At 54.1% G+C, this 20,242-nt stretch carries 31 protein-coding genes, 1 tRNA gene, 1 pseudogene and 1 CRISPR repeat array; of the genes and pseudogenes, 19 read left to right on the top strand and 14 right to left on the bottom strand.

The genetic code is table 11. The features are described 5' to 3' along the window. Nucleotides 1-24: 24 nt before the first annotated feature. The 8 genes from PVA48_RS15180 to PVA48_RS15145 form a co-directional block, all read right to left on the bottom strand. On the bottom strand, nucleotides 25-282 hold the full coding sequence (locus PVA48_RS15180) for a hypothetical protein (protein WP_128252880.1): 258 nt from the start codon (nucleotides 280-282) through the stop codon (nucleotides 25-27). Continuing rightward, nucleotides 279-611: a hypothetical protein gene (locus tag PVA48_RS15175; protein WP_102734036.1), complete on the bottom strand. Its 333-nt coding sequence runs from the start codon at nucleotides 609-611 to the stop codon at nucleotides 279-281. Before PVA48_RS15175 ends, PVA48_RS15180 begins: the two co-directional genes overlap by 4 nt. After that, the gene (locus PVA48_RS15170) at nucleotides 599-1,153 is read right to left on the bottom strand and encodes an N-acetylmuramoyl-L-alanine amidase (RefSeq protein ID WP_423231996.1); all 555 of its coding nucleotides are present in this window, start codon (nucleotides 1,151-1,153) and stop codon (nucleotides 599-601) included. Before PVA48_RS15170 ends, PVA48_RS15175 begins: the two co-directional genes overlap by 13 nt. 38 nt (nucleotides 1,154-1,191) lie before the next feature. Further along, nucleotides 1,192-1,827 carry a hypothetical protein gene (locus PVA48_RS15165; protein ID WP_423231995.1) on the bottom strand — a complete coding sequence of 212 codons (636 nt, stop codon included), beginning with the start codon at nucleotides 1,825-1,827 and terminating at the stop codon, nucleotides 1,192-1,194. Nucleotides 1,828-1,923: 96 nt separating this feature from the next. Beyond that, nucleotides 1,924-2,130, bottom strand: a complete 207-nt coding sequence (locus PVA48_RS15160; protein WP_423231994.1) for an excisionase family DNA-binding protein — start codon at nucleotides 2,128-2,130, stop codon at nucleotides 1,924-1,926. 340 nt (nucleotides 2,131-2,470) lie between these two features. Next, nucleotides 2,471-2,743, bottom strand: a complete 273-nt coding sequence (locus PVA48_RS15155) for a hypothetical protein (RefSeq protein ID WP_423231993.1) — start codon at nucleotides 2,741-2,743, stop codon at nucleotides 2,471-2,473. Between the two features lie 32 nt (nucleotides 2,744-2,775). Further along, nucleotides 2,776-3,753, bottom strand: coding sequence for a hypothetical protein (locus PVA48_RS15150; protein ID WP_143296649.1), 978 nt, complete (start codon nucleotides 3,751-3,753; stop codon nucleotides 2,776-2,778). Between the two features lie 37 nt (nucleotides 3,754-3,790). After that, nucleotides 3,791-4,114 (bottom strand): helix-turn-helix domain-containing protein, encoded by a 324-nt coding sequence (locus PVA48_RS15145; RefSeq protein WP_423231992.1) that lies wholly within the window; start codon nucleotides 4,112-4,114, stop codon nucleotides 3,791-3,793. Between the two features lie 307 nt (nucleotides 4,115-4,421). Between PVA48_RS15145 and PVA48_RS15140 the strand changes: the two genes are divergently transcribed. From PVA48_RS15140 to PVA48_RS15085, 12 genes are all read left to right on the top strand, one after another. After that, the gene (locus tag PVA48_RS15140; RefSeq protein WP_205575533.1) at nucleotides 4,422-4,586 is read left to right on the top strand and encodes a hypothetical protein; all 165 of its coding nucleotides are present in this window, start codon (nucleotides 4,422-4,424) and stop codon (nucleotides 4,584-4,586) included. A 40-nt stretch (nucleotides 4,587-4,626) separates the two neighbouring features. Beyond that, on the top strand, nucleotides 4,627-4,833 hold the full coding sequence (locus PVA48_RS15135) for a sigma factor-like helix-turn-helix DNA-binding protein (protein WP_102734041.1): 207 nt from the start codon (nucleotides 4,627-4,629) through the stop codon (nucleotides 4,831-4,833). A 10-nt stretch (nucleotides 4,834-4,843) separates the two neighbouring features. After that, nucleotides 4,844-5,614, top strand: a complete 771-nt coding sequence (locus PVA48_RS15130; protein WP_423231991.1) for a hypothetical protein — start codon at nucleotides 4,844-4,846, stop codon at nucleotides 5,612-5,614. Between the two features lie 6 nt (nucleotides 5,615-5,620). After that, a complete protein-coding gene (locus tag PVA48_RS15125) occupies nucleotides 5,621-7,648 on the top strand; it encodes a hypothetical protein (RefSeq protein ID WP_423231990.1) in 2,028 nt (675 codons plus the stop codon). Nucleotides 7,649-7,696: 48 nt separating this feature from the next. After that, the gene (locus PVA48_RS15120) at nucleotides 7,697-8,773 is read left to right on the top strand and encodes an AAA family ATPase (protein WP_423231989.1); all 1,077 of its coding nucleotides are present in this window, start codon (nucleotides 7,697-7,699) and stop codon (nucleotides 8,771-8,773) included. Between the two features lie 2 nt (nucleotides 8,774-8,775). Then, entirely contained in the window at nucleotides 8,776-9,033 is a 258-nt protein-coding gene (locus tag PVA48_RS15115; protein WP_205575529.1) for a hypothetical protein, read from the top strand. A gap of 14 nt (nucleotides 9,034-9,047) precedes the next feature. Next, entirely contained in the window at nucleotides 9,048-9,170 is a 123-nt protein-coding gene (locus PVA48_RS15110; protein ID WP_267902304.1) for a hypothetical protein, read from the top strand. 182 nt (nucleotides 9,171-9,352) lie between these two features. Beyond that, nucleotides 9,353-10,003, top strand: a complete 651-nt coding sequence (locus PVA48_RS15105; protein WP_423231988.1) for a hypothetical protein — start codon at nucleotides 9,353-9,355, stop codon at nucleotides 10,001-10,003. A 63-nt stretch (nucleotides 10,004-10,066) separates the two neighbouring features. Further along, nucleotides 10,067-10,594, top strand: coding sequence for a host-nuclease inhibitor Gam family protein (locus PVA48_RS15100; RefSeq protein WP_205575527.1), 528 nt, complete (start codon nucleotides 10,067-10,069; stop codon nucleotides 10,592-10,594). Further along, complete coding sequence (locus PVA48_RS15095) at nucleotides 10,591-10,740, top strand: hypothetical protein (RefSeq protein ID WP_186438944.1); 150 nt, start codon at nucleotides 10,591-10,593, stop codon at nucleotides 10,738-10,740. Before PVA48_RS15100 ends, PVA48_RS15095 begins: the two co-directional genes overlap by 4 nt. 262 nt (nucleotides 10,741-11,002) lie before the next feature. Continuing rightward, nucleotides 11,003-11,392 carry a hypothetical protein gene (locus PVA48_RS15090; protein WP_423231987.1) on the top strand — a complete coding sequence of 130 codons (390 nt, stop codon included), beginning with the start codon at nucleotides 11,003-11,005 and terminating at the stop codon, nucleotides 11,390-11,392. 187 nt (nucleotides 11,393-11,579) lie between these two features. Beyond that, on the top strand, nucleotides 11,580-11,813 hold the full coding sequence (locus tag PVA48_RS15085; RefSeq protein WP_128252866.1) for a hypothetical protein: 234 nt from the start codon (nucleotides 11,580-11,582) through the stop codon (nucleotides 11,811-11,813). A 495-nt stretch (nucleotides 11,814-12,308) separates the two neighbouring features. Continuing rightward, nucleotides 12,309-12,742: direct repeats of the CRISPR family, unit length 33 nt; unit sequence GTCGCACTCCGCAAGGAGTGCGTGGATTGAAAC. A 102-nt stretch (nucleotides 12,743-12,844) separates the two neighbouring features. Here the strand turns inward: PVA48_RS15085 and PVA48_RS15080 are convergent. The 3 genes from PVA48_RS15080 to PVA48_RS15070 are packed head-to-tail and all read right to left on the bottom strand — an operon-like array spanning nucleotide 12,845 to nucleotide 14,069. Continuing rightward, on the bottom strand, nucleotides 12,845-13,108 hold the full coding sequence (locus tag PVA48_RS15080; RefSeq protein ID WP_423231986.1) for a hypothetical protein: 264 nt from the start codon (nucleotides 13,106-13,108) through the stop codon (nucleotides 12,845-12,847). After that, on the bottom strand, nucleotides 13,105-13,398 hold the full coding sequence (locus tag PVA48_RS15075; RefSeq protein ID WP_022398014.1) for a BlaI/MecI/CopY family transcriptional regulator: 294 nt from the start codon (nucleotides 13,396-13,398) through the stop codon (nucleotides 13,105-13,107). Before PVA48_RS15075 ends, PVA48_RS15080 begins: the two co-directional genes overlap by 4 nt. Before the next feature lie 50 nt (nucleotides 13,399-13,448). Next, nucleotides 13,449-14,069 carry a hypothetical protein gene (locus PVA48_RS15070; RefSeq protein ID WP_022398013.1) on the bottom strand — a complete coding sequence of 207 codons (621 nt, stop codon included), beginning with the start codon at nucleotides 14,067-14,069 and terminating at the stop codon, nucleotides 13,449-13,451. Between the two features lie 291 nt (nucleotides 14,070-14,360). On the opposite strand from PVA48_RS15070, the gene PVA48_RS15065 reads away from it, so the two are divergent. The 4 genes and pseudogenes from PVA48_RS15065 (at nucleotide 14,361) to PVA48_RS15050 (ending at nucleotide 17,361) form a co-directional block, all read left to right on the top strand. Further along, the gene (locus tag PVA48_RS15065; protein WP_102728419.1) at nucleotides 14,361-14,567 is read left to right on the top strand and encodes a hypothetical protein; all 207 of its coding nucleotides are present in this window, start codon (nucleotides 14,361-14,363) and stop codon (nucleotides 14,565-14,567) included. Nucleotides 14,568-14,575: 8 nt separating this feature from the next. After that, nucleotides 14,576-16,209 (top strand): annotated as a pseudogene (locus PVA48_RS15060) (portal protein). Beyond that, nucleotides 16,206-16,487 carry a hypothetical protein gene (locus tag PVA48_RS15055; protein WP_102727524.1) on the top strand — a complete coding sequence of 94 codons (282 nt, stop codon included), beginning with the start codon at nucleotides 16,206-16,208 and terminating at the stop codon, nucleotides 16,485-16,487. Before PVA48_RS15060 ends, PVA48_RS15055 begins: the two are co-directional and overlap by 4 nt. Next, nucleotides 16,480-17,361 (top strand): hypothetical protein, encoded by an 882-nt coding sequence (locus PVA48_RS15050; RefSeq protein WP_102727525.1) that lies wholly within the window; start codon nucleotides 16,480-16,482, stop codon nucleotides 17,359-17,361. The genes PVA48_RS15055 and PVA48_RS15050 overlap by 8 nt, the downstream gene beginning before the upstream one ends. Nucleotides 17,362-17,775: 414 nt before the next feature. Here the strand turns inward: PVA48_RS15050 and PVA48_RS15045 are convergent. Next, nucleotides 17,776-17,850 (bottom strand) — tRNA-Val (locus PVA48_RS15045). Between the two features lie 172 nt (nucleotides 17,851-18,022). On the opposite strand from PVA48_RS15045, the gene PVA48_RS15040 reads away from it, so the two are divergent. The 3 genes from PVA48_RS15040 to PVA48_RS15030 all read left to right on the top strand — a co-directional run bounded on the left by PVA48_RS15040 (nucleotide 18,023) and on the right by PVA48_RS15030 (nucleotide 19,703). Next, complete coding sequence (locus PVA48_RS15040; RefSeq protein WP_022398008.1) at nucleotides 18,023-18,526, top strand: thioredoxin family protein; 504 nt, start codon at nucleotides 18,023-18,025, stop codon at nucleotides 18,524-18,526. 191 nt (nucleotides 18,527-18,717) lie between these two features. Beyond that, nucleotides 18,718-19,062: a ferritin family protein gene (locus PVA48_RS15035; RefSeq protein ID WP_102728421.1), complete on the top strand. Its 345-nt coding sequence runs from the start codon at nucleotides 18,718-18,720 to the stop codon at nucleotides 19,060-19,062. Nucleotides 19,063-19,358: 296 nt separating this feature from the next. Beyond that, nucleotides 19,359-19,703 carry a ferritin family protein gene (locus PVA48_RS15030; RefSeq protein WP_102722244.1) on the top strand — a complete coding sequence of 115 codons (345 nt, stop codon included), beginning with the start codon at nucleotides 19,359-19,361 and terminating at the stop codon, nucleotides 19,701-19,703. Between the two features lie 56 nt (nucleotides 19,704-19,759). Here PVA48_RS15030 and PVA48_RS15025 read toward each other — a convergent pair whose 3' ends face one another. Together PVA48_RS15025 and PVA48_RS15020 are read right to left on the bottom strand one after the other, a co-directional pair. Continuing rightward, complete coding sequence (locus tag PVA48_RS15025; protein ID WP_423231985.1) at nucleotides 19,760-20,074, bottom strand: C-GCAxxG-C-C family protein; 315 nt, start codon at nucleotides 20,072-20,074, stop codon at nucleotides 19,760-19,762. After that, nucleotides 20,041-20,235, bottom strand: coding sequence for a hypothetical protein (locus PVA48_RS15020; protein ID WP_423231984.1), 195 nt, complete (start codon nucleotides 20,233-20,235; stop codon nucleotides 20,041-20,043). Before PVA48_RS15020 ends, PVA48_RS15025 begins: the two co-directional genes overlap by 34 nt. Nucleotides 20,236-20,242: the final 7 nt, after the last annotated feature.

The raw sequence follows: 20,242 nt of genomic DNA, 5'->3' as shown, positions 1-20,242 counted from the left end.
CGGAGACAATGGCATCCGGGATAGTCATATCTGTCCAAGCTGCAATATGCCGGCATCCGTGATCATCCACTTGCGTTCCCCGGTCAGATCATTGCGGGTGCCGATAATGCAGGAGGATTGTTCCAGGTCCGTAAGGGCATCTTCCAGTTCCAGCAGCGTGGGGCGCGGCTGAACGTCCAGACAGACCTCCGCGCGCAATGCTTCGTCGCGCATCGTGTAGGTCTTGGGCATCCTCTTGAGACTGCGCAGGATAGCGATTTTAACCTTGGCATGTTGGTTCATAGTGATTTCCGTGATTTAAGAATTTCGATCATCATGTTTTGCTGTCCGTACATTTCATTGAGCTTGACCGTGATGCCGGTTAGGCGCGCGTGGAGGTCGGACACCTCCGCCCGGTGTTGTTGCTTGATTTCGGCAACTTCTTCACGGGTGGCGAATTTATCTTCCAGATAAACGCGTTGGGCATCTTCTGATTGCTGGGGCGACTTACGCGCCTTGCCCATCGCGTACCCACCCCCGCCGATCACGCCTGCTCCCATCAAGTAGGCTAGCATCTGGCCCACCGCTCCGGCGTCCATGGTGGCCGCCGCCTCTGCAATTACGCCCCACATTGCACTGCGTAAGCATGGATGCCGTGAGCAACGGCCTGGGCCAGTACCTCACCCTTTTTGCGGATAAATTTGACATCGGATTCCACGGAGAGGAAAGCCCCCTCAACTATCACAGCCGGGCAGACGGTGCCCTGTAAAAACACGTCGCCACGGTTGGCATAAGGCGTCCGTATGTTGCGGTCGGCCAGCTCCGCGATCAGGTCAAACTGCGCGTCAATCGCTTTGGCCAGGGCAATGCCTCTGGTGCTGCCGTCGTAATGCACCACCTCATGCCCACCTTTGCAGGCAGGACTATCGGCGGAGTTGAGATGGAGGCTTACCGCCACATCGGCCCCCCAGGCGTTGATGGCCACGCATTCATTCTTGATGCTGCGGCTGTAATCCTCGCGCCGGAAGACGCGCACCTGGTGCCCCAGCTTTTCAAGTTCCCTGGCGATTGCCGGCGTGTACTGCGCCCAAAAAGGATGCTCTGCCAGGCCGTCGCGGCTCACTGCGCCCTGGTCGCCCGTGGAGCAATGCCCTATGTCCAGTGCTACTTTCACAATTAGTTGATAGTTATTAGTTAAAGTTAATAGTCCGGTTACTTGGAAGTAGCCTGTACCACGGGAGGCGCCACAACCACCTCCGGCGTGGACTGGGACCAGGCAACGCTGTGGTTGTCACGATCCACCACCAGGGAAGACCCGCCACGGATGACCACCACCCGGCCGTCAGTAAGAGCCACGCTGGCGGCAGTCTGCTTGTCCGTGCTGCTGCACGCCCAGGTCATCATGACCAGGGACATGCCGATCATCAGCAAGAGAGCGGAGCCGCCGGCGCCGGATGTATGGGACGCTCTCGGCGCTGACTTGTCTGCGCCTCCATCCTGATCACCGGTCGGCTCCGCAAGTTGATACTTGCCCACGGTCACAAACCGGAGCAATACGTTGACCGCCCCAAGGGCGGCTGTAAATTCCACAGGGTTGGATTCAAGCCAATCCCTTACTGCCGGCACCAATAAAGAGAACAGGGCGGCAGCGTTGATCCAAAATGTCCGGCTCAAATACCAGGGCGTATTATTCTTTGCCGTTTGCTGCGTGGTAGCTGCCCCGGCGTTTGATTCGTTCGCCTCCGGCTCACTCACCCCGGCGTCTCCCGACGCCGGGGTGAGGGCTTGTTCGTCATGCGTTCCACTATCCGTTACAGCTCTAAAATCTTGTTTTTGCGCGTCGTTCATGTGGACAGTTTAGCCCACTTGCCGGATGGTGCTGCGGCGTTTGCGGCAAATGCGGCGTTTGCCGCAAAAGCTGTATTTGCGGCATTTGCGGCAAAATTAAAGGGGAAGCGTCAGTTGCTGCATGTCCCGCGCATACTGCACCGCCTGAGCCTGTGCCCTGGATGCGACATCTTTTACTTGCGCCCTGTACATCAAAAATTTACGGCCTCCGCGCCTGGCACGCCAACCGATCAATTCGCCGTCCTCAATCATCCGGCGCACGGTGTCCTGGCTGTAACCAAGTATCCGGGCGGCCTCCGTCACTCCACAAGTCCCCCCTTCACCCAGCGAGTGATATTTGCGTCCATGTGCTTAATATAACACACGGGCAACAGCCTTGTTCCAATATTTCAGGCCATACAAAAGCCCCATGCAATATCATTGCATGGGGTTTGCAAGAGGAATGTAGGAAAGATTATTTGAACGGATCACAATCCTCTGGATTATTAGGATCATGATAGAAAGAGTCTTCCGTGGTAACGTGGCTTGTTTCTGTTTTCTTGTAAACGATAACTACATCTTTATCAGTTTCGTACAAAGTACCGACATATTCTTCATCGTAAATAGGATCTAGTAATTGGTGGAGATTATCTTCAACAGTATCTCAATCAACACTCCCCTTTTTTACAAGGTCATCGTTGTCTATTTCTTCTTGTACATATTCTTCCGTCAATTGATCTTTTGGGACAGCTCTCCAGTAATAAGTAGTTATTTTTGATGTATTTAACTGTTTATCAAACTCTTTCTTCTTTAGATATTGAACTGCTTTCATTGGGAATACAGCCTCTGATTGCACCATACGGTAAGTGGTCCATGCTTGCATCAAGGTTATACATGCCGCAAGGCCAATTAGAGTGTATATCTGCCATGTTTTCATCCTACTATTTTTCTCCAAATTACAAATATCCTTTATTCTATGGATTTTAAAATGTATCTCTTATAAATAGGATTTCCCTTACCATCTCTGATATAAACAGCATAAATATCTGCACGAAAAGGCCTATCTAGAGAGTGGGCGAATATCTCTTTTTGTAATTCTGGTGAATCAACAATGAGCTGTTTTACTGTTTTAGGTAAAGGTATATTTTCATCCTCCTCTACTTGTGCTGACCAACTTACTTTCTCCTTACTCTTGCTCATTCGCGTTACGTTTAACAAGACTCCACCAAAAAAGGCTTTTTGCTCCTTTTGTTCCGGCTCTTCGTATTTATCAGGCACAAAATTTAACTGATCTTGTGTCAAAATTGGCGGCGGTAATGCAGACCCTTCTTCTTCATTTCCCAAAGTAATTGCGGAAACAGGTTGTCCATTAGGGGATTTTAATTTAACTAATCCTTTTTTTGCTGATTCAAACAATGTAACTTTTTTTTCCAAGGCTTTATCCACAGCCTCTAAAACCGCATCTATTTCCATTTCTCGTCCTGGATATTGTCTTAGTAATACTTCCTTGAGTTGTGGAGACGTATTTTCCCCAATAATGATGGGAGCATTGTTTTCTATACGGATATCATTTCCTATCAAATTATTCGTTCTACCGCCCTCTTTAAAAACGTCTATTCCCTTCCATAAGACAGCGGCAAGACAGATGGGAATAACGATTTTTGGATCCATACTATTCAATGCTGGTAGAGTTTTTTCAGTAATAAACTTGAGTTTTTTTAACCAAGAACTACCTGATTGTATCGATCCAATGGCAAGCCCTTCCAATGCTACCCGTTCCTGATATACCTCGGAAAGAATCGGAGTACAACTTTTTATTACGCTATCTAATCCGCTCAGAACATCCCTTAAGGAACGTGATGTCATAACTCCATCGTGTGATAATTTGATAAAAAAATCACCAGATAGTTCGTATTCAGATCCTTTCATAGCTATCTCTTCACTCATATTATTTCCGGCAACTTCTTATTTTTTTTTGGTTATGTCAAGAGAACTGTTCCCCGCGAACATTTTTGTAAATTTTTTTCAGCCACCCCTGCATGGCTGATTTCAGCATCTTCAGCTTCTCTTCAGACTTGAGAGCGCGGTCTCGCCAATGATTGTCCTGCGGGGCAGGATCTTTTGTGCGAGATGTTTCTCCAGATATAAGCCATTCCATAGACACTTCCAGTGCTTTTGATAGCCTGTAAAGCACCTCCGAGGATGGCATGCCTTTCTCATTACAATAGTTTGATATAGCTCCTTGAGGAACACTTGCAATTTCTGAAAGCTCTTTTTGGTTAATGCCTTTCCGCACCATCGCCTCCATCAGTCTGTGAGAAAAATTCATAATTATGATATTTCTTTCTTGCCCTTAATTCATAAATCGTATATCTGATTTCTTATGTTCGCACGAGCACAAGAGAAACACAAGGCCAAAGCCCTGACCGGGAATCTGGTGAAAGCACGGCAAGAACTCAAGGACAAGGGCTGGAGCTATAGAACAGCCGCCCCGGAATTAGGTGTCTGTTACCAGCACTTGGCCAGCGTCCTCACAGGGATAAGACAGAGTAAAGCTCTGCTGGACAGGATTAGCAAGCTTCCTGAACGCCTCCGCCATTAACATCAATATCACTATGCGGGACATTGCAAAATTTGCTGGAGCCGTTGCCGTTATGGCCCTGATGGGCTGGCTGGTGGCCTGGGCGGTGGTGTATTGCCTGGACAAGGAAGCCGCCCAGGTCCGCGAGGGCCTCAAGGATGGCCGCACCGCCGTATTGCCTGTACCCCTCACCAAGTAACGCCATGCAACCTGAGGCCGACGTGAACATGAACACCCCCATGACGGAGGAAGAATGGGCCATTTGGCAGGCCCTCTGGCGGGTGCCGGAATTCCGGCGTCATTATGGCCTGGATCATGCCGGCAGCCTGACGCAACGGGAAATTGGCCTCTATCTGGGCCTGACCCGGCAACGGGTTTTCAGCATTGAGCGCGCCGCCATGCGCAAAATCAAAATCGCTTTCAGAAAATTCAAAGATGAAATATGAGATTCAGATCATGCCTCAAAATGAGGTGACAACTACCAACCGGGATTGGGAAATTGCAATCGTCCGGGCCAACGCGCTGCACGGCCAGATCACCGGATTGACTGGGCAAATTCAAACCCTTGAACAGAAACGCTGGATGACTGCGGTAGTACTGGGCGGGTTGCTCGCACGCATGAAAGCGGCAGCCCAGCACGGAGAGTGGAAAGCTTTATTCACCAAAAACGACACATGTGTCGTTTTTGACAAAAGGACCGCTCAACGCTACATGAAACTCTACCGAGAAGTGCTCAAGCGCGCCCGGAAGCTAGGCACGGTGGATGTAGCGCTTATAGAAAGCGGCCGCCGAGACGCCCGCACGCTGGAAGAGATCGGCAAGCTGTCCGACGCCGACAGCCTCCGGCAAGCCTACTTTGACTTTGGCGTGGTCACTCCGCCCAAATCTCACGGATTCCAGGCATCCGGCAACCCTGACGGACGCCCGGCAAGGGAAAAAGAAACCGACCCGGAAGCGGAACTCGCGGAAGCCCGGAAGCTGGCCACCTACGCAAAAAACAAACTTTGCCAGGACTTGAGCGAGTTCTGCGACCTTGGCCGCCACGCCTTGTTGGACAAGGACGACCTGGCCGCCCTGGAAATCGTGCTGCGCTCCACCCTGGACCAGGTACAGTCCGCCCGAAAATCCGCCCAAGACAGGCCCAGCAATCTGGACAGCCTCCCCGTGGCGGATGTGTTTGCCGGTAACGGCGAGGGCCTCCCTTCAATTCCTTTCCCCGCAGTATAAGCCACTATGAAAAAAGTACCCGTACCTGCCCATGATCCAGACTGGCTGGCACTTGACATGCCTACCCGCGACCGGGTCTATTGCTGGCTGGCAGCCCTTTCCGACTTGCCTTCCGGCCTGCCGATTTGCGGAACGGGTGGCATCATCGACCGGCTGGCCAAGGCTATGGGATGCAGCAAGGGGCTTGCCAAAAAAAGATACTATGCCTGGCGTGAAGACCCCGGCAACTGGCGTTCCTTGGTAAATGGCAACACGCTTAAATCCCGCACCGCCAACACGGGGGTTCATTCCCCCCGTTTCATTGCCTGGGGCAAGGCGATCCTGGACAAGCACCAGAGATCGGAGCAGCAGGGCATTCTGGAAATCCAGCACCGCATCATTTCCGGCAGGGAACAAGTGCCGGGGTTTGAGGACTGGACCAAGGCCACATTGCCGCCCGGATGCTCGGCGGCCAATCTCCGCAAAGTGCTGGCCCGCACCAAGGCCGAAAAACAGCAGGGCAAATGGGGATCGCGCGCCGCCGCTGCCGTGCTGCCTTACGTGCGCACTTCCCGCGTAGGGCTGCCCGTGGGAGGTCAATACATGTTCGACGACGTATGGCATGACCACTACGTCACCTTTGCAGGCAAGCCTGTGCGCGTGCTGGAATTCGGCGCCCATGACGTTGCGTCCGGCTGCCGGTTTGACTGGGGGCACATGCCCTTTGTGACATTGCCGGATGATCCCAAAAAGCGGAAAGCCCTGGACAATGAAATGTTCCGCCTCTTCCTGGCCAACATTCTTTATTCCACCGGCTACCACCCGGATGGCTGCCTGCTGATGATGGAACACGGCACGGCCAATCTATCCGAAAAATATATTGCCGCGCTTCACGACCGCACGGGCGGCGTGATCCGCGTGGGTATGGGCGGCATGACCGGAGCCGGCAACGCCCTGATGGGAGGCTGGGCCGGACGCGGCGCGGGTAATCCGCGCTACAAGGCCATGATCGAATGTCTGCACAGCCTGATTCACAATGTACTGGGGGCGTTGCCCGGACAGTCAGGCCGCGACCGCCGCCAGCCGGAAAGCACCGACGGCATGATTGCCTATCAGAACCAGCTGTGCAAGGCGCTGCCACGCTTGGGTGAGTATGCCGACATGATCAAATCCCCCTTCCTGGATTTTTACCAGTTCAGCCTGATTCTGCGGGACGTGTACGCCATCATCAACAACCGCACCAACCACATGCTGGAAGGCTGGCGGGAATGCGGCCACATGATCCGCGAGTACGCGCTGGCGGAAGGAGTATGGACGCCGGAAAACAAACTGCCCGATCCCACCAGGGGACAAGCGGAATTGCAGGCATGGCAGGCTATCCGCGCGCTGGTGCTGGCCGATCCTTCGCGCCTCCGGGAAACGCGCCTGTCTCCCGCCGCTGTGTGGGAGCAGGGTAAAAAGCAACTCTGGCGCATACCGCTGGACCTGTACGTCACCCTGCTGGGGCCGGAAAAGGTGCGTACCCTGACCGTCAAACGGGGGTACATGACCTTGCAGGACAAGACGCTTTCCCCGGAACCGCGCATCTACCACGCCTATTATACAGACCTTGACGACGGGCGCCGCCATGAACTGGCGGACGACAAGCATGATGTCGTGATCAACCCGTTCAAGCCGGACACGGTGATCGTGCTGGACAAGCGCGGCGGCATCCTGGGGGCGGCTCCGTTGAGCGTGGCAGCGCCCAGGCATGACGAGGATGCCGTGAAATCCCAAATGGGCCTGATCGCTTCCCGCCGCGCTGACCTGATGATGGACTACAAAGTCCGCAATGCCCCCGCCAGGGAAAGTGCGGCGGCGCTCAAGGAACACAATGATGCCGTGCTCCGTCTGGCGCGCCAGCAGCCTGACGCCCTCCCGGATGACCGGGACGCGCTGCCCGGCGCCCCCTCTGCCCCGGCGTGGACGTGTTCGCCGCTCCATCCTTGCCTGACAGGGAAGACGAACCGGAGCCAGAAACAGGAGCGGAATATCACCTTTCCCTGGAAGACATGATCCCCGGCTAAAGCTCTTTTTTCAAACAACAACCAAACCAATAACAATATGGACGCAATAGAAACAACCGAATCCCTCTGGGACAATTACGCCGCATCACTGGCGGCATCCGGCTACGATCCACGAACCAAGGACTTGCTTGCCTGGCTGGTGGCTACGGCCAAACAGGAAAAATGGACGCTCAAGCAAACCGCCGAGACTGTGGGGTATTCCCCCTCCACGCTTTCCAAACTCTTTTATGAGAGCCGTGAAGCAGCTCCGGACCAGGTAGTGAACAGCATTGCCAACTTCCGGCGCAGGTACAACAACAAGACATGGGTTGCGGGCATCCCGTTTGTTGATACGGACATATTCCGCAAAATCAGCCAGGCTTTTGAATATTCCGTGGAGTACCAGGAGATTGTCAGCCTGGTGGGGAACCCGCAAATAGGCAAAACCTGGGCCTGCGAAGAATACAAGCGCCGCAAGGATATTGCCGACCGTCAAGCCGGTTGCGACACCAGCCGTGTGGTACTGGTACGCATACCCACGTCCCCTTCCGCCTTGCGTGTCGTGAACCTGATTGCCCGTGAATTGGGCCTTGGGCAAAACCTGCGCTATGAAAAGATGGTGGACCGCATCAAGCAGACGGTTACTCCGTCCCATCTCCTGATTTTTGACGAAGTGCATCAGGTGTGCATGACCGGAGCGCGGGGCCTCAAAACCATAGAAACCCTGCGGGAAATCTATGATGAAACGCATTGCGGCATGGCTCTGGTAGGCACGGATGTATGGGGGAAAACCCTTTCCGGCCAGTCCAAAAACGGACAGGTGAAATGGCATGGGATGCCCGCGAGCTGGGAAGGTGTGTTGAGCCAGACCATCCTGCGCGGCATCAATATCTACTTGCCCAAGAACATCACCTATGCCGACCAGCAGCGCGTCTGGCAGGCGTTCGGCTTGCCGGACCCCGACCCGGCCACGCTCAAAATCGTGCAGGAAATGGTCAAGCAGTACGGCCTGGGGCGTTATACCAAGCGCATGCGTTCCGGAGCCACGACCGCCCGCAAGGCCGGCAAGGAATTTACGTGGGGCTATTTTGTAGCCGTTCACAAGCAACTGGAAAAACTGGCCACTGCCTCCTGACCATGCCCGCTCCTTTATATATTGCCCTGATCCGGTATGCCAACGGCTCGCTGGACATCCGCACCTACATCACCCCCTCCACCATGCGGGCAGACAGCAAATGCGCCCGCATCGTGGTGGATTGGGAAGAAAGGAACAAACTAAAGAACATCATCTGCACGGGTCAGGACTGGCCCGTGAACATTCCCGAAAATCAGAGGGAAGCCATGCTGGGAAAGCTTAACCGCCTGATTGCCCTTCATGATGATCAAAATGACTAACCCACTCCACTATCATGAACAACACCAACAGCAATAAAAACTGCGGCACTTTGGCGACGCCGTACACTGTGCTCGGACGGTTACTCAAGGATGAGATTTTCCTTGTGGGAAGCCATAATTCAGCAAGAAAAAACTAACCTTTGATCATCATAACTATCATGAAAGACCTAGTGGCAGAAAAGTGACCAAATGAGGAAGCCGGCAGTTTTCTGAAAGAGACGAGAGGGAAATATATATGAGGAAAAAATGTATTTTGAAAATGCTCCTGAATAGTGAGGGCGCATTTCATGCATACCTCACGAACAGAAAAAAGAAAAAAATGAATAATTCCCATATTCGTCGATTCAAGTCAAAACTGCTGGCATGTTCCGTATCTCAAAATTTCCACCTTGCTAAATTGGAATGGAGACACGTAGAAACGTATTTTCCCGAAGACGGAGAATTTGGAACGTGTATTTGCGGCCATTTCATCATTGAACATTGTGTAATCCGGAATATTCACAACGGAATTTCTCTCATTGTAGGGAACTGTTGTGTGAAAAAAATTCTGAATATTAATGTATCCAAAAATTTTCCCGCTATACGGAGAGTTCAGAAGGATATTACTAAACCGCTTAATCTATCATGTTTACGGGAAGCATTGATCAACAAAACTATTAATAACACTGAATATATATTTTATTCTGAAACATGGCGTAAGAGGACCCTTTCCTCTAAACAGATAAAATGGCGCATTGCCATCAACGAAAGAATCTTGAGAACAAAAAAAATGACTATTGAACTTGAAACTATCTGCACAAAAATCTGCATGGAATTAAACCGTTTCCCCGGTCTTGGTAACGCTTGGACAAACTGCGATTCCCGCTGGCCTGGGAAAGTTGCCATCAAGATAGAGCAGGTTGGGGATGTATGGATTCCGGTCAAGGGACAAGAATTTATGACTGGATTACTGACCCCAAACGGACATTGAAAGATGTTCTCCAAACAATCCACCGCAAGCAAAAATCACTTAACAAAAAACGCACACACAACAATGGCTAAAATAACAACACGCAACACCGGGCTGTCCACATTGGCCGAATATGAACAATGCCTGGACAAGATTGCCGATCTGACCGTCAAGCGAGACAAGGCACAGGCCCAGCTGGACAAGGCCATTCTGGCCGCCCGTGAAGAATACGGCGGCGTGATTAAAGGTCTCAACAACCAGATTGCCGTCAAGCTGGCCCAGGCCGAGCAATACGCCACCCGCAACCGGGAAAATCTGTTGCAAGGAGATGCCAAGTCCGGCGAAACTGGCAAAGCCCGCTGGGGCTGGCGGCTGGGCAACCCCACCCTGGTACTGCTTTCCCGCAAATTCACCTGGGGGGCCGTCTGCGCCAGAATCAGGGAAATGGGCCTGACCTCCTATCTCAAAGTTTCCGACCCCAAGCCCGACAAGGATAAACTCAAGGCCGAACTGGATGACGAGCGGCTGGCCTCCCTAGGGTTGCGCATTGAGCAGACGGAGGCTTACTGGGTAGAACCAAAAACCGATACCGGAGAAAGAATCAGCGCATGACCAAGATTGAGGTTAAAGACTATGGCTTCCGCATCCTGCTGGCTATCTGGACAGGCACTGAAAGAGGAGGAGCAACTGCCACTCTTGTCTATCTGACGCCCAAGCAGAGGCAACAACTGATCAAGGCTCTACAAAATCCCGAATAACAATCCGATCATGAGCAATAAGCCACTTACCAAGCGACAGATTGCCGTACTGTCCATTATGGCCGGCAAGGCCTACAAGCGTATCCAGTCCCAGGGATGCCCCCTCCCGTCTCTGACGGATTGGAGGCACGACGAGGTCTGGGCTGCCACAGGGATCACCGAGTCACTGACCAAAGCCACCCAGGAGCACTACGTGCCTATCTATAATAGGCTGGCATCTTATCTTGGCTGTGCGCCTGTCAAGGACCGTACCTGGTCGGAGATGGACAAGGCCATCCACCTGCTTGATGATGCCATGCAACGCTATGAGATAACTCCGGACTATCTGGCCGAGATCGTGCGCGACCAGCTGCACCTGCCTTGCACGGGCCGGGATGTGTACCAGGCATTACGCAACTGGGCCGCCGTGGAACACGTCCGGCAGCTGATGTACACCGTCATCAACCGGGGACGATCAGAGGCCCGCAAGCTGGCCGCCGAGACCGGCCAGGAGACCTACGAGCCGCATGCCCGCCGCGACACCATGCCGCCCGGCAGGCTGGCTGATCATGTCGGGGCTGTACGTATTGTTCCCACTCCTGGGCCGCATAAGTCCACCAAGCGGGGATTCCGCAGTAATATATGGATGCCAGATCAGGAGGTGCAGCCATGAGTGATCCTGACTATCCACTCACATGGCCTGAGGCGCTCATGGCTGCCAAGGATGGGGCCGTCATCGTTGACGAGTTCCCTGTCCCCAATCCTTCCACATCCCGTGGATGGAAAAACGCCGTACAATTCCCATTCTAACTCTTTTCGCCCCCTTGTGGGGCGCGGATTGAACCAACAGAAAAACCATCATGAAAACCTTAACGCCGGGCGATAAGCTTAATTGCTACGTTATTGATCGCAATGGTCAACAGTCCAATTTAGCCATCCAGATGCTTGTTGTCGCTACCAAGCAGTCACTATATGCTGATGGTCTCTATTCTACTGTCCTGTGTATCATTGACGAAAGGATAGAGCAACTGCTGGAGGATCATCAGGGCGAGGAAATGACGCCTTTTGTCCGTGCTTTATGTTGCGATGATTAGCCCACTGGGCAGATACAATTCAGGCCGTCAGGTTGTTCCTGGCGGCCTTTTTCTTTTCAATCATCTTTTCTTTCGTTCCTGATCACAATCCACACGTTGTCGAGCACATCCCGCACCCAGCATGTCGTCTTGCTTCTTTCACGAGTTGTCCACATCAACACGACAGCGGTATCATGGAGATGATAAATTTGCGGATTCTTTTTCCTTCGGTCTTCGGGCGAGATAACAGTCATGGAGCCATACAAGGGGATGCAATATGCAGGTGTACACATGCGGGACATCTTACCATGATTATTTTCCACGATGCTTGATAATTTCCTCTTCTGACAACAACATTTTCCACACTGTCTTTCTCTGCTCACTTAACGCTTGCACCCCTTGATTTTTCTAGCGTTCACCCCTATTCACCCTAAATTCACCCCTTTCCACCCTTCATTGATAAAGATCACGTGGATTGAAACATACCATTCGGCGGGATAAAGCGTTAAGTGCGCTGTCGCACTCCGCAAGGAGTGCGTGGATTGAAACTTTGAACATTTCACACGGCCTTAATTCGCATCCAGTCGCACTCCGCAAGGAGTGCGTGGATTGAAACCCCACTATGGGCGTGGTAAGGGAAAACGCGGTCCGTCGCACTCCGCAAGGAGTGCGTGGATTGAAACCGTAGTTGTATTCCCACGCGTAGAATTGAGCGGGTCGCACTCCGCAAGGAGTGCGTGGATTGAAACTTCACCGTCTTGACGGCAAACACCCCAGCCAGTTGTCGCACTCCGCAAGGAGTGCGTGGATTGAAACGGTATCATGGTCACAGGTCAGGTGCAGGACAACGGTCGCACTCCGCAAGGAGTGCGTGGATTGAAACTCGTTGAGATTATCCAAAGCTATAGCAGACAAATGTCGCACTCCGCAAGGAATGCGTGGATTGAAACATCGGAAAGGCTTGCTATGTCCGGATTTGCGTAACTCTTCCTAAAAATGAAAAGCTCTCCAGGCTTGTTTGGTCTGGAGAGCTTTTTTTCGGGTTTCGTTGTTTATTTTTCAGCCGGGGGCTGCCGGTTCAGATTGAGTTCTGCGGGAGGGAGGGACTGGAGCAGGGTCAGAATGGGGTCCTGCGGTGCGGCGCCCGCTTCCCGCTGGCGTTTGAATTCCTCCTCTTCCTGCTGGAGGGCCGCCAGTTTGGTATCTTCCACCAGCGCCTTGAATTTGTCCGCCTGGGAGTATTCTCCATCCGTATCCCGGAAGACGCGGGCCAGCCAGCGGCGTTTTTCTTCCGTGCTGAGCAGGGGCTCTTTCATGGGCTGGGGAGGGTGTTTTTATCCAGCAGGTTTCCTGCAAGCTGTTCCCCATCCGCGGTGGGGCGGTAGACGTAAGGGCGGCTGTCCCCGAAGCGGTTGATGTATCCCTGTGCAATGAGGTCCTGCAGGATGTTGGTAACGGTATTGGGATGCAAGCGCGTGGCTTCCGTAATGGTACTGTGGCGCCTGTATCCGGCAATGACGGCCAGGATGACCTGGGCGCTGCTGAGGCGGAAGTCCAGCCTGCGGACGTTGGAGGCGAATATCTGTATGAAGTCCAGGGCTTTCATGAGCTTGTATTCACAAGTTGTTGTTATGTTGCTGCCTTGTTATTCTCCTGTTATTCACATTCCTCCGGGCAGGCGGGCGACTTGATTTTCCTCAGCAGGTCCAGCAGGGGGTGGGAGTCGTTGGAGAAGCTCTGCACCGCATTGACGGTTGCCGCCTGCGGGAGAATGATTTTATGGAATTCCTGGTGAAGATTCTGGCGAAGGCTTTGGTTGCCCGTCAGGGGCATGGCCAGCTTTTCTGCCAGGCGGGTAGCCAGCGCGTCCATGAAGAGGGGATCGAATTGTTCGGCGTCTTCAATGTCGGCTATGTAGCTCATGGGCAGCGGCGCGCGGGAGGCGTGGATGCGCCTTCCCTGCATTTTCCATTCCGTGCATTCCACATCCAGCACGCGCAGGCAGTCCGCAGGCAGGGTGAATTGATAGGGTGTCAGGGAGTTGGGCGCCTGAGCGGAGACGGAGTCCAGCGTGGTTTGCGTGGTGGCGAAGGTCCAGCGCGCCATGCAGAGGGTTTCCCTCCGTGCCGGGTGGTAATGAAGAACGCAGAGACGGGATGCCGTGGATTCATTGGCAATCAGCGCGTCCAGCGGAGCCTCCCCTATTTTGGAGAGTGCCGCGTTGCAGATGTCCAGCGCGGAGGGAGTGTCCGGCTGAAGTAAGGATTCATTGATCATAACGCCACATGTTTGGCGGAAACGGATGCGGAATGCATCACGTTTGGGAACACCCTCTTTGATGCCACCGGTGGCACGTATGCGCCCGGTTTTTCCCCGGATGCATTTTCCTCCAATTCATCTATTTGATAAATGCATGCACCTTCCCGGGCAATTCCGGGCAGGTGAGGAGACCGCCCTTTTCCTCCGCGGGGAGCGAACGTTCCCGCCGCATGGATCGTCCGTGCGGCAGGCGTGGAAGGGGCCATCAGTATAAACCATGCATAGAAAGTAAAAGAGATTATGGGATTTATGAAACCGTCCACTCCTTCCACTCCAGCTCCGGAGCAGGCCATCCCGGTTAAGGCGGAGAGCGTGGGAGAGGAAGTGGGAGAAGATTATCAGGCCCGGGAGCGGCAGAGGCAGGGGATGATTTCCACCATTCTGGCGCGCCGCAATTCTTCCGTCGGGCAGGGGGAGGTCAATCCCCGGACTCTGCTTAGGAAAACCCTGGGATAGGCACCGCCATGGAAGAGAGAGTTGCGGAGCTGAATTCCGTGTACAAGTCCCTGGCCGCCCAGCGCGCGCCGTGGGAGACGTGGTGGGACCGCCTGAGGGATTACGTGCTGCCCCGCCGCCTGAACCGGGAAGGGGAGGTTTCCCTCCCCAACAGGGACGCCATGGACCGCATGACGGATACCACTGCCGTGGAGGCGTGCCAGAAGCTGGCCAGCGGCCATATGTCCTACATTACGCCCAGCCATGACGTGTGGTTCAAGTGGTCGGCTCCGGACGACCGGGGAGGGGACGAGGCGGAGGCCTGGTACAATCAGTGTTCGGAGATTGCCCTGAAGGAGCTGTCCGTTTCCAATTTCTATACGGAGATCCATGAGTGTTTTCTGGACCGCGTGGCTTTGGGGACCGGCAGTTTGTTTACGGGAAGTTCCTCGGACGGAAGGCTGCTGTTCACCAATATTCCGTGCGGTCAGTTCGCCTGTGCGGAGAATGCGGAAGGCCGGGTGGATACCTACGTCAGGGAGTTTACCTATACCGCCCACCAGGCGCGTTCCATGTTCGGCATGAAGGCCCTGGGGCCCAGGGCGCGGGAGGTGCTGGAACGCGGCGGCAATCCGTACGCCACGTCCCTGCGGTTCCTGCATGTGGTGCGTCCGCGCACCCGCCGGAGCCGCCGCAGGGAGCAGGCCGCCCACATGCCGTTTGAAAGCGTGTATCTGTCCCTGGACGACCAGGTGATCGTGGAGGAGGGGGGATATATGGAGTTCCCTACCTGGTAACCCGGTTTTTGAAGTGGGGCAGCGGTCCGTACGGCCTCGCGCCCGGCAGGCTGGTGTTTCCCGCCATCCAGCAGGTTCAGTTCCTGAACCGCATTCTGGACACGCTGGGGGAGGTGGCCGCCTTCCCACGCATTCTGGAGCTCGCCAACCAGATTGGGGAGGTGGACCTGCGGGCCGGCGGCAGAACCGTCATTACCCCGGAGGCCGCCTCCCTCCACCTTCCGCGGGAGTGGGCCACGCAGGGCAGGTATGACGTCGGGATGGACCGTCTGGCGCAGAAGCAGGACGCCATCCGGCGCGCCTATTACCTGCCCATGCTGGAGCTTTGGAGCGGCCACCGCGGCAGCATGACCGCCACGGAGGTGATGGCCCGGGAGAACGAGCGCGTGCTGATGTTTTCCCCGTCCTTCACGCTGTTTGTGAGTGATCTGTATTCCACCATGACGCGCATTTTCTCCCTGCTGTTCCGCATGGGCAAGTTTCCCAGGCCTCCCCGCGCCGTTCTGCGGGAGGGGAGGGACGGCTCCATTGCCGTCGGAGAGCCCAGGGTGGTGTACCAGTCAAAGATTGCGCTGGTGCTCAGGCGCTTGCAGAGCGAGGGGATGGACCGCAGCCTTCAGCGCCTGAATATGATGATGCAGGCCGCTCCGGATTTGGCGGATCATGTGGACTGGGACCATTGCTTCCGCCTGTCCACCCGTGTGGACGGCGCTCCGGAGAGCATGCTGAGGCCCTGGGCCGATGTCCAGGCCATGCGGAAGGAACGGGCGGACCGCCAGCAGGGGGCCGCACAGGCTCCGGCGGAAGAGGATCCGTACGCTTCCCTCAATCCCTTGCTTGACCAGTTAACCACGATTCAGGAATGAACCAGGATACGACATTGCAGCAGGAGGCCTCCGTCCGGGAGGCCCGTCTCAGAAGGCGCCAGCTTTTCCGGGTGTTTGACACTCCGGACGGGCGGGAGGTGCTGACCTTTCTGGAAGCCCGCTTCCAGACTGATTTGCCCGTTTTTCAAGGCAGCCCGGGGAGTTATGACCCCCTGGACGCCATGAGGCGCGATGCCTACAGGGAGGTTTTCCTGTACATCCGCCGTCAAGTTCAGTTAGCCATTAAAGAATCCACAGCAGAAGAAAAGAATGATTGATTCCATTGATAATAATATGGCCGCTCCCTCCGGGGAGGCGGATTTTTCCGGGGCAGTTTCCCCGGAGGCGGAAGCGTTGACAGAAGCCGCGGCTCAAGCCGTGCCTCTTCCTTCCCTTCTGGGGGAGGACGGCGGTTTTGTTCCGGATTGGTATGCCCGGTTTGATGAGTTGAAGGGGATGGAGAAGTCCCTTTCCAAGTTCAAGACGCCAGAAGCGCTGGCGAAGAGTTATGCGGAGCTGGAGCGCCTGCGGCATTATCCCGGTGTGGAGAATGAGGAGCAGATGGCTCGGTTCCGCCGGATGGCCGGCCTGCCGGAATCGGAGGAAGATTACCGCCTGGAACGTCCGGAGTCCACGCCGGAAAGCGAGTGGAATGCAGGGCTCGCAGAACGCATGGCCCGCACGGCCTACCGTTACGGCGTACCGCCGGAAGCCATGAACGCTCTCCAGGAAACGATGGCCCAGGCATATGAGGAGGCCCGGGAACAGATGGCGGATTCCCGGATGGAGATGGAAACGCAGGCGGAACAGTCCCTGCAGCAGGAATGGGGCGCCAATTATGAGCGCAACATGGGCAGGGCTACCGCCGCACTCCAGCGGCTTGCGTCCGAGACGGGAGTGGATGCGGATGCCCTGCTTGACAATCCGGGTTTAGGGTCCAATCCGGACGTCATCCGCCTGCTGTACCAGGCCTCACGCCTGCTTGATGAAGCTCCTCTTCATCATTCGGGGGCCGCAACGCCCTCTCCGGCAGAAGAAGCCATGCGCATGGAGTCGGATCCCTCCCATCCGCTTTATGAGGCGTATATGAATGTGAACCATCCCAATCACAGATACGCCAATGAGTTATACGACCGTTTGACTTCCCGGTAGCCGTCCGGGCCGTTTCAGCAACGGAATTGGTTGAAAAGCAAGCCCGGCGGGAGAATTTTCCGCCGGGCTTTTAATGGTCATTATTTCATCAGGGAAGGAGGGTCAAGGGCTGGGGCCTTCATCTGCCTTCATACCTTTAGCGTCCCGAAACAGGGCTTGCGTTCAAAAAAAGTTGGAAAAATATTTTTTTCCGTATGGATGGAGAAGGGAGGAAGATATGACTTATACCTTTTACCGTAAGTAGGTATGGATAGTATTTTCACACTGGTTCTTATTCAGGCAGCTTCCATCAATTTTTACACAAACCGTCCGTTGATGCTGGCATTTTTCAACAGGCGCCAGACCGCATCATCCCATTCATCAGGGAGGGGCAATAAAAAATCCCGTCCGGAAAGGGACGGGATTTTAAGAAGATGGTACGCGGTATAGGATTTGAACCTACGACCTCCACCATGTCAAGGTGTTGCTCTACCACTGAGCTAACCGCGCGTTTTGGAAGTGCGGGCGGATTATTACCCGATTAAGGCGGAAAGAGCAATACTTTTTTTGAAAGCGGTCCATTTTGTGAAAGGGGGAGGAAGCATTCCTGCCGGGAGGAAGACGCTGATTTTTCTTCCTATGCGGTGTATTTTTGCTAATTTGGGAAGAACATTTCACAAGTATGATGAACAGACATTTTATTTTTGCGTTGTGCGCCGTCTTGGGATTCAGCGTTTCCGGCGTTTCCATGGCCCAGAGCACTCCCGCGGACAAGGAAGCCGCCGCCAAGGCCGCCAAGGCGGCGAAGGTGAAATTCCGCTGGGGCAAGAGCCTGAAGAGCGCCCAGAAGCAGGCGGAGGAAACCGGCCTTCCCATCGTCCTTCTTTTCACGGGAACGTCCTGGTGCGGCTACTGCATTAAGCTGGAGAAGGAAATCCTTTCCAAGAAGGAGTTCAAACAGGGCATGGACGGCGTGGCTATCGGCGTCAAGTTCGAGTTCGGCAGTTCTGATTTCAGCAAGTCCAAGGAAGCCAAGACGTATAGAATCACCGGCGTTCCGGCCATGGTCGTGGTGGACGCGGAGGGCAAGGAACTGGGCCGCACGGGTTATATTCCCGGCCAGACTCCTGTCCAGTACGTTGAATTTTTCAAGAAGTACGCGCCCAAGACTGCGGAGGCCAAGTAACGTATTTGTTCCGGATCGGAACGTTTTCAGCGGGAGCGGCGGCAGAACAATCGTCGCTCCTGCCGTGTTTTGGGAAGAAAGATGGGAAATTTTCCCTACACTGTTTTTGATGGCTCAAGTTCAAAAGAAGCTCCATGAAATTATGACAAACGCATATTGAATGAAGGATTTGCCCATCCGGTCCTACCTGCATGCCTGAATTTACAAATGCATTTAGCGGATTAAAGGAAGGCCGGATGCTTACCCATGATGAATTGGTAAGGGCCATCCGGTTCATGATTGCTGCGGAATATGAATCTATTCAGATTTATACCCAGCTTGCCGCGTCCATTGACCACAAATTGGCCCAGGAAGTCCTTTGGGATATTTCCAATGAAGAAAAGGAACACGCGGGCGAATTCCTCCGCCTCCTTCAAGTGCTGGCCCCGGACGAACAGGGTTTCTACGATGAAGGGATGGGTGAAACCAATGAAAAGATCGACAAATTGAAGGCGTCCTGCCCGGACGGCAAATGCAGTTCTCAAGCCACCCAATAAAGGGTTTTCCAGCCGCCACTGCAAGACGCCCGTTTTTTTCCACGAAGAATCCGGGCGTTTTCTCATGCCGCGCATGTGTCCCGGCTCGCCTCTTTCATTTCATGCCGACAGTGGGGAAAGTCCCGCAGCGGGAAAATTGAGGAGGGAAAAACTGCCGTTTCCTCATATGGAAAAAAGCCGGAATGCGAGGCTGGATTCCTTAGACCGTTTTTAATGGAAAAAGTTCAAAGAATGTCGCGAAAAATATATGACAAAAACATTTTGAATACATTAGTGGTGATTTGAGTCATACCTGCATGCCTGAATTTACAAATGCATTTAGTGGACAAAAAGAAGACCGGATGCTTACCCATGACGAATTGGTAAGGGCCATCCGGTTCATGATTGCTGCGGAATATGAGGCCATCCAGCTTTATACCCAGCTTGCGGAATCCATCGATAACAAGCTTGCGCAGGAAGTCCTTTTGGACATTTCCAATGAAGAAAAGGAACACGCGGGCGAATTCCTCCGCCTCCTTCAAGTGCTGGCCCCGGATGAACAGGGCTTCTACGATGAAGGGATGGGTGAAACCAATGAAAAAATTGACAAATTGAAGGCGTCCTGCCCGGACGGCAAATGCAGTTCCCAGGCCGCTCATTGACGGAATCTTCTGTCTGATTAAAATGCCCGGTTTCCCTCCATGGGGGACCGGGCATTTTAATGATGCCGGGCTTTTGCTTCCAGCTCGGCCCCGTGGCGGGCGCAGAAGGCAATGCAGCGTTCACAGGGGCGGGAGGCGTAGTAGGCGGCGGTTCTTTCTCCGGGGCGCGCCGTCTCCGCAGCCAGGCGTTCCGGAGACAATCCCAGCAGTTCCCTGCAGTAAAGCGTGCCGAATTCCTGCTTGAAGGAGGCGGCCAGTGATTGGACCAGGGAAAAGATTTTTTCCTTTTCTCCGGTTTCCGGAGAGCTGTTTCCATACAGGCTCCCCGCCAGCATGCTCAGTCCGCAAAAAGCGCCGCATACTTCCCGCATGCGTCCGATGCCCGCTCCCAGGGGGAGGAGAGCTTCAGGGCCGTTTCCTCCGTCAGGCCGCAGACGTCTGCAAAAGCCGCAAAGACGGACTGGGAACAGTTGTATCCCTGGTGGAAGTAATCCAGCGCCCGGACTGCCCGGTCTTCCTTGGAACCGTTCATGGGAAAA

It is taken from the genome of Akkermansia sp. JRP_AM1, from assembly GCF_049262625.1.
GTDB lineage: Bacteria > Verrucomicrobiota > Verrucomicrobiia > Verrucomicrobiales > Akkermansiaceae > Akkermansia > Akkermansia massiliensis.
Note: the sequence above shows the minus strand (reverse complement) of the source record. Positions and strands in the feature narration are given on the sequence as shown.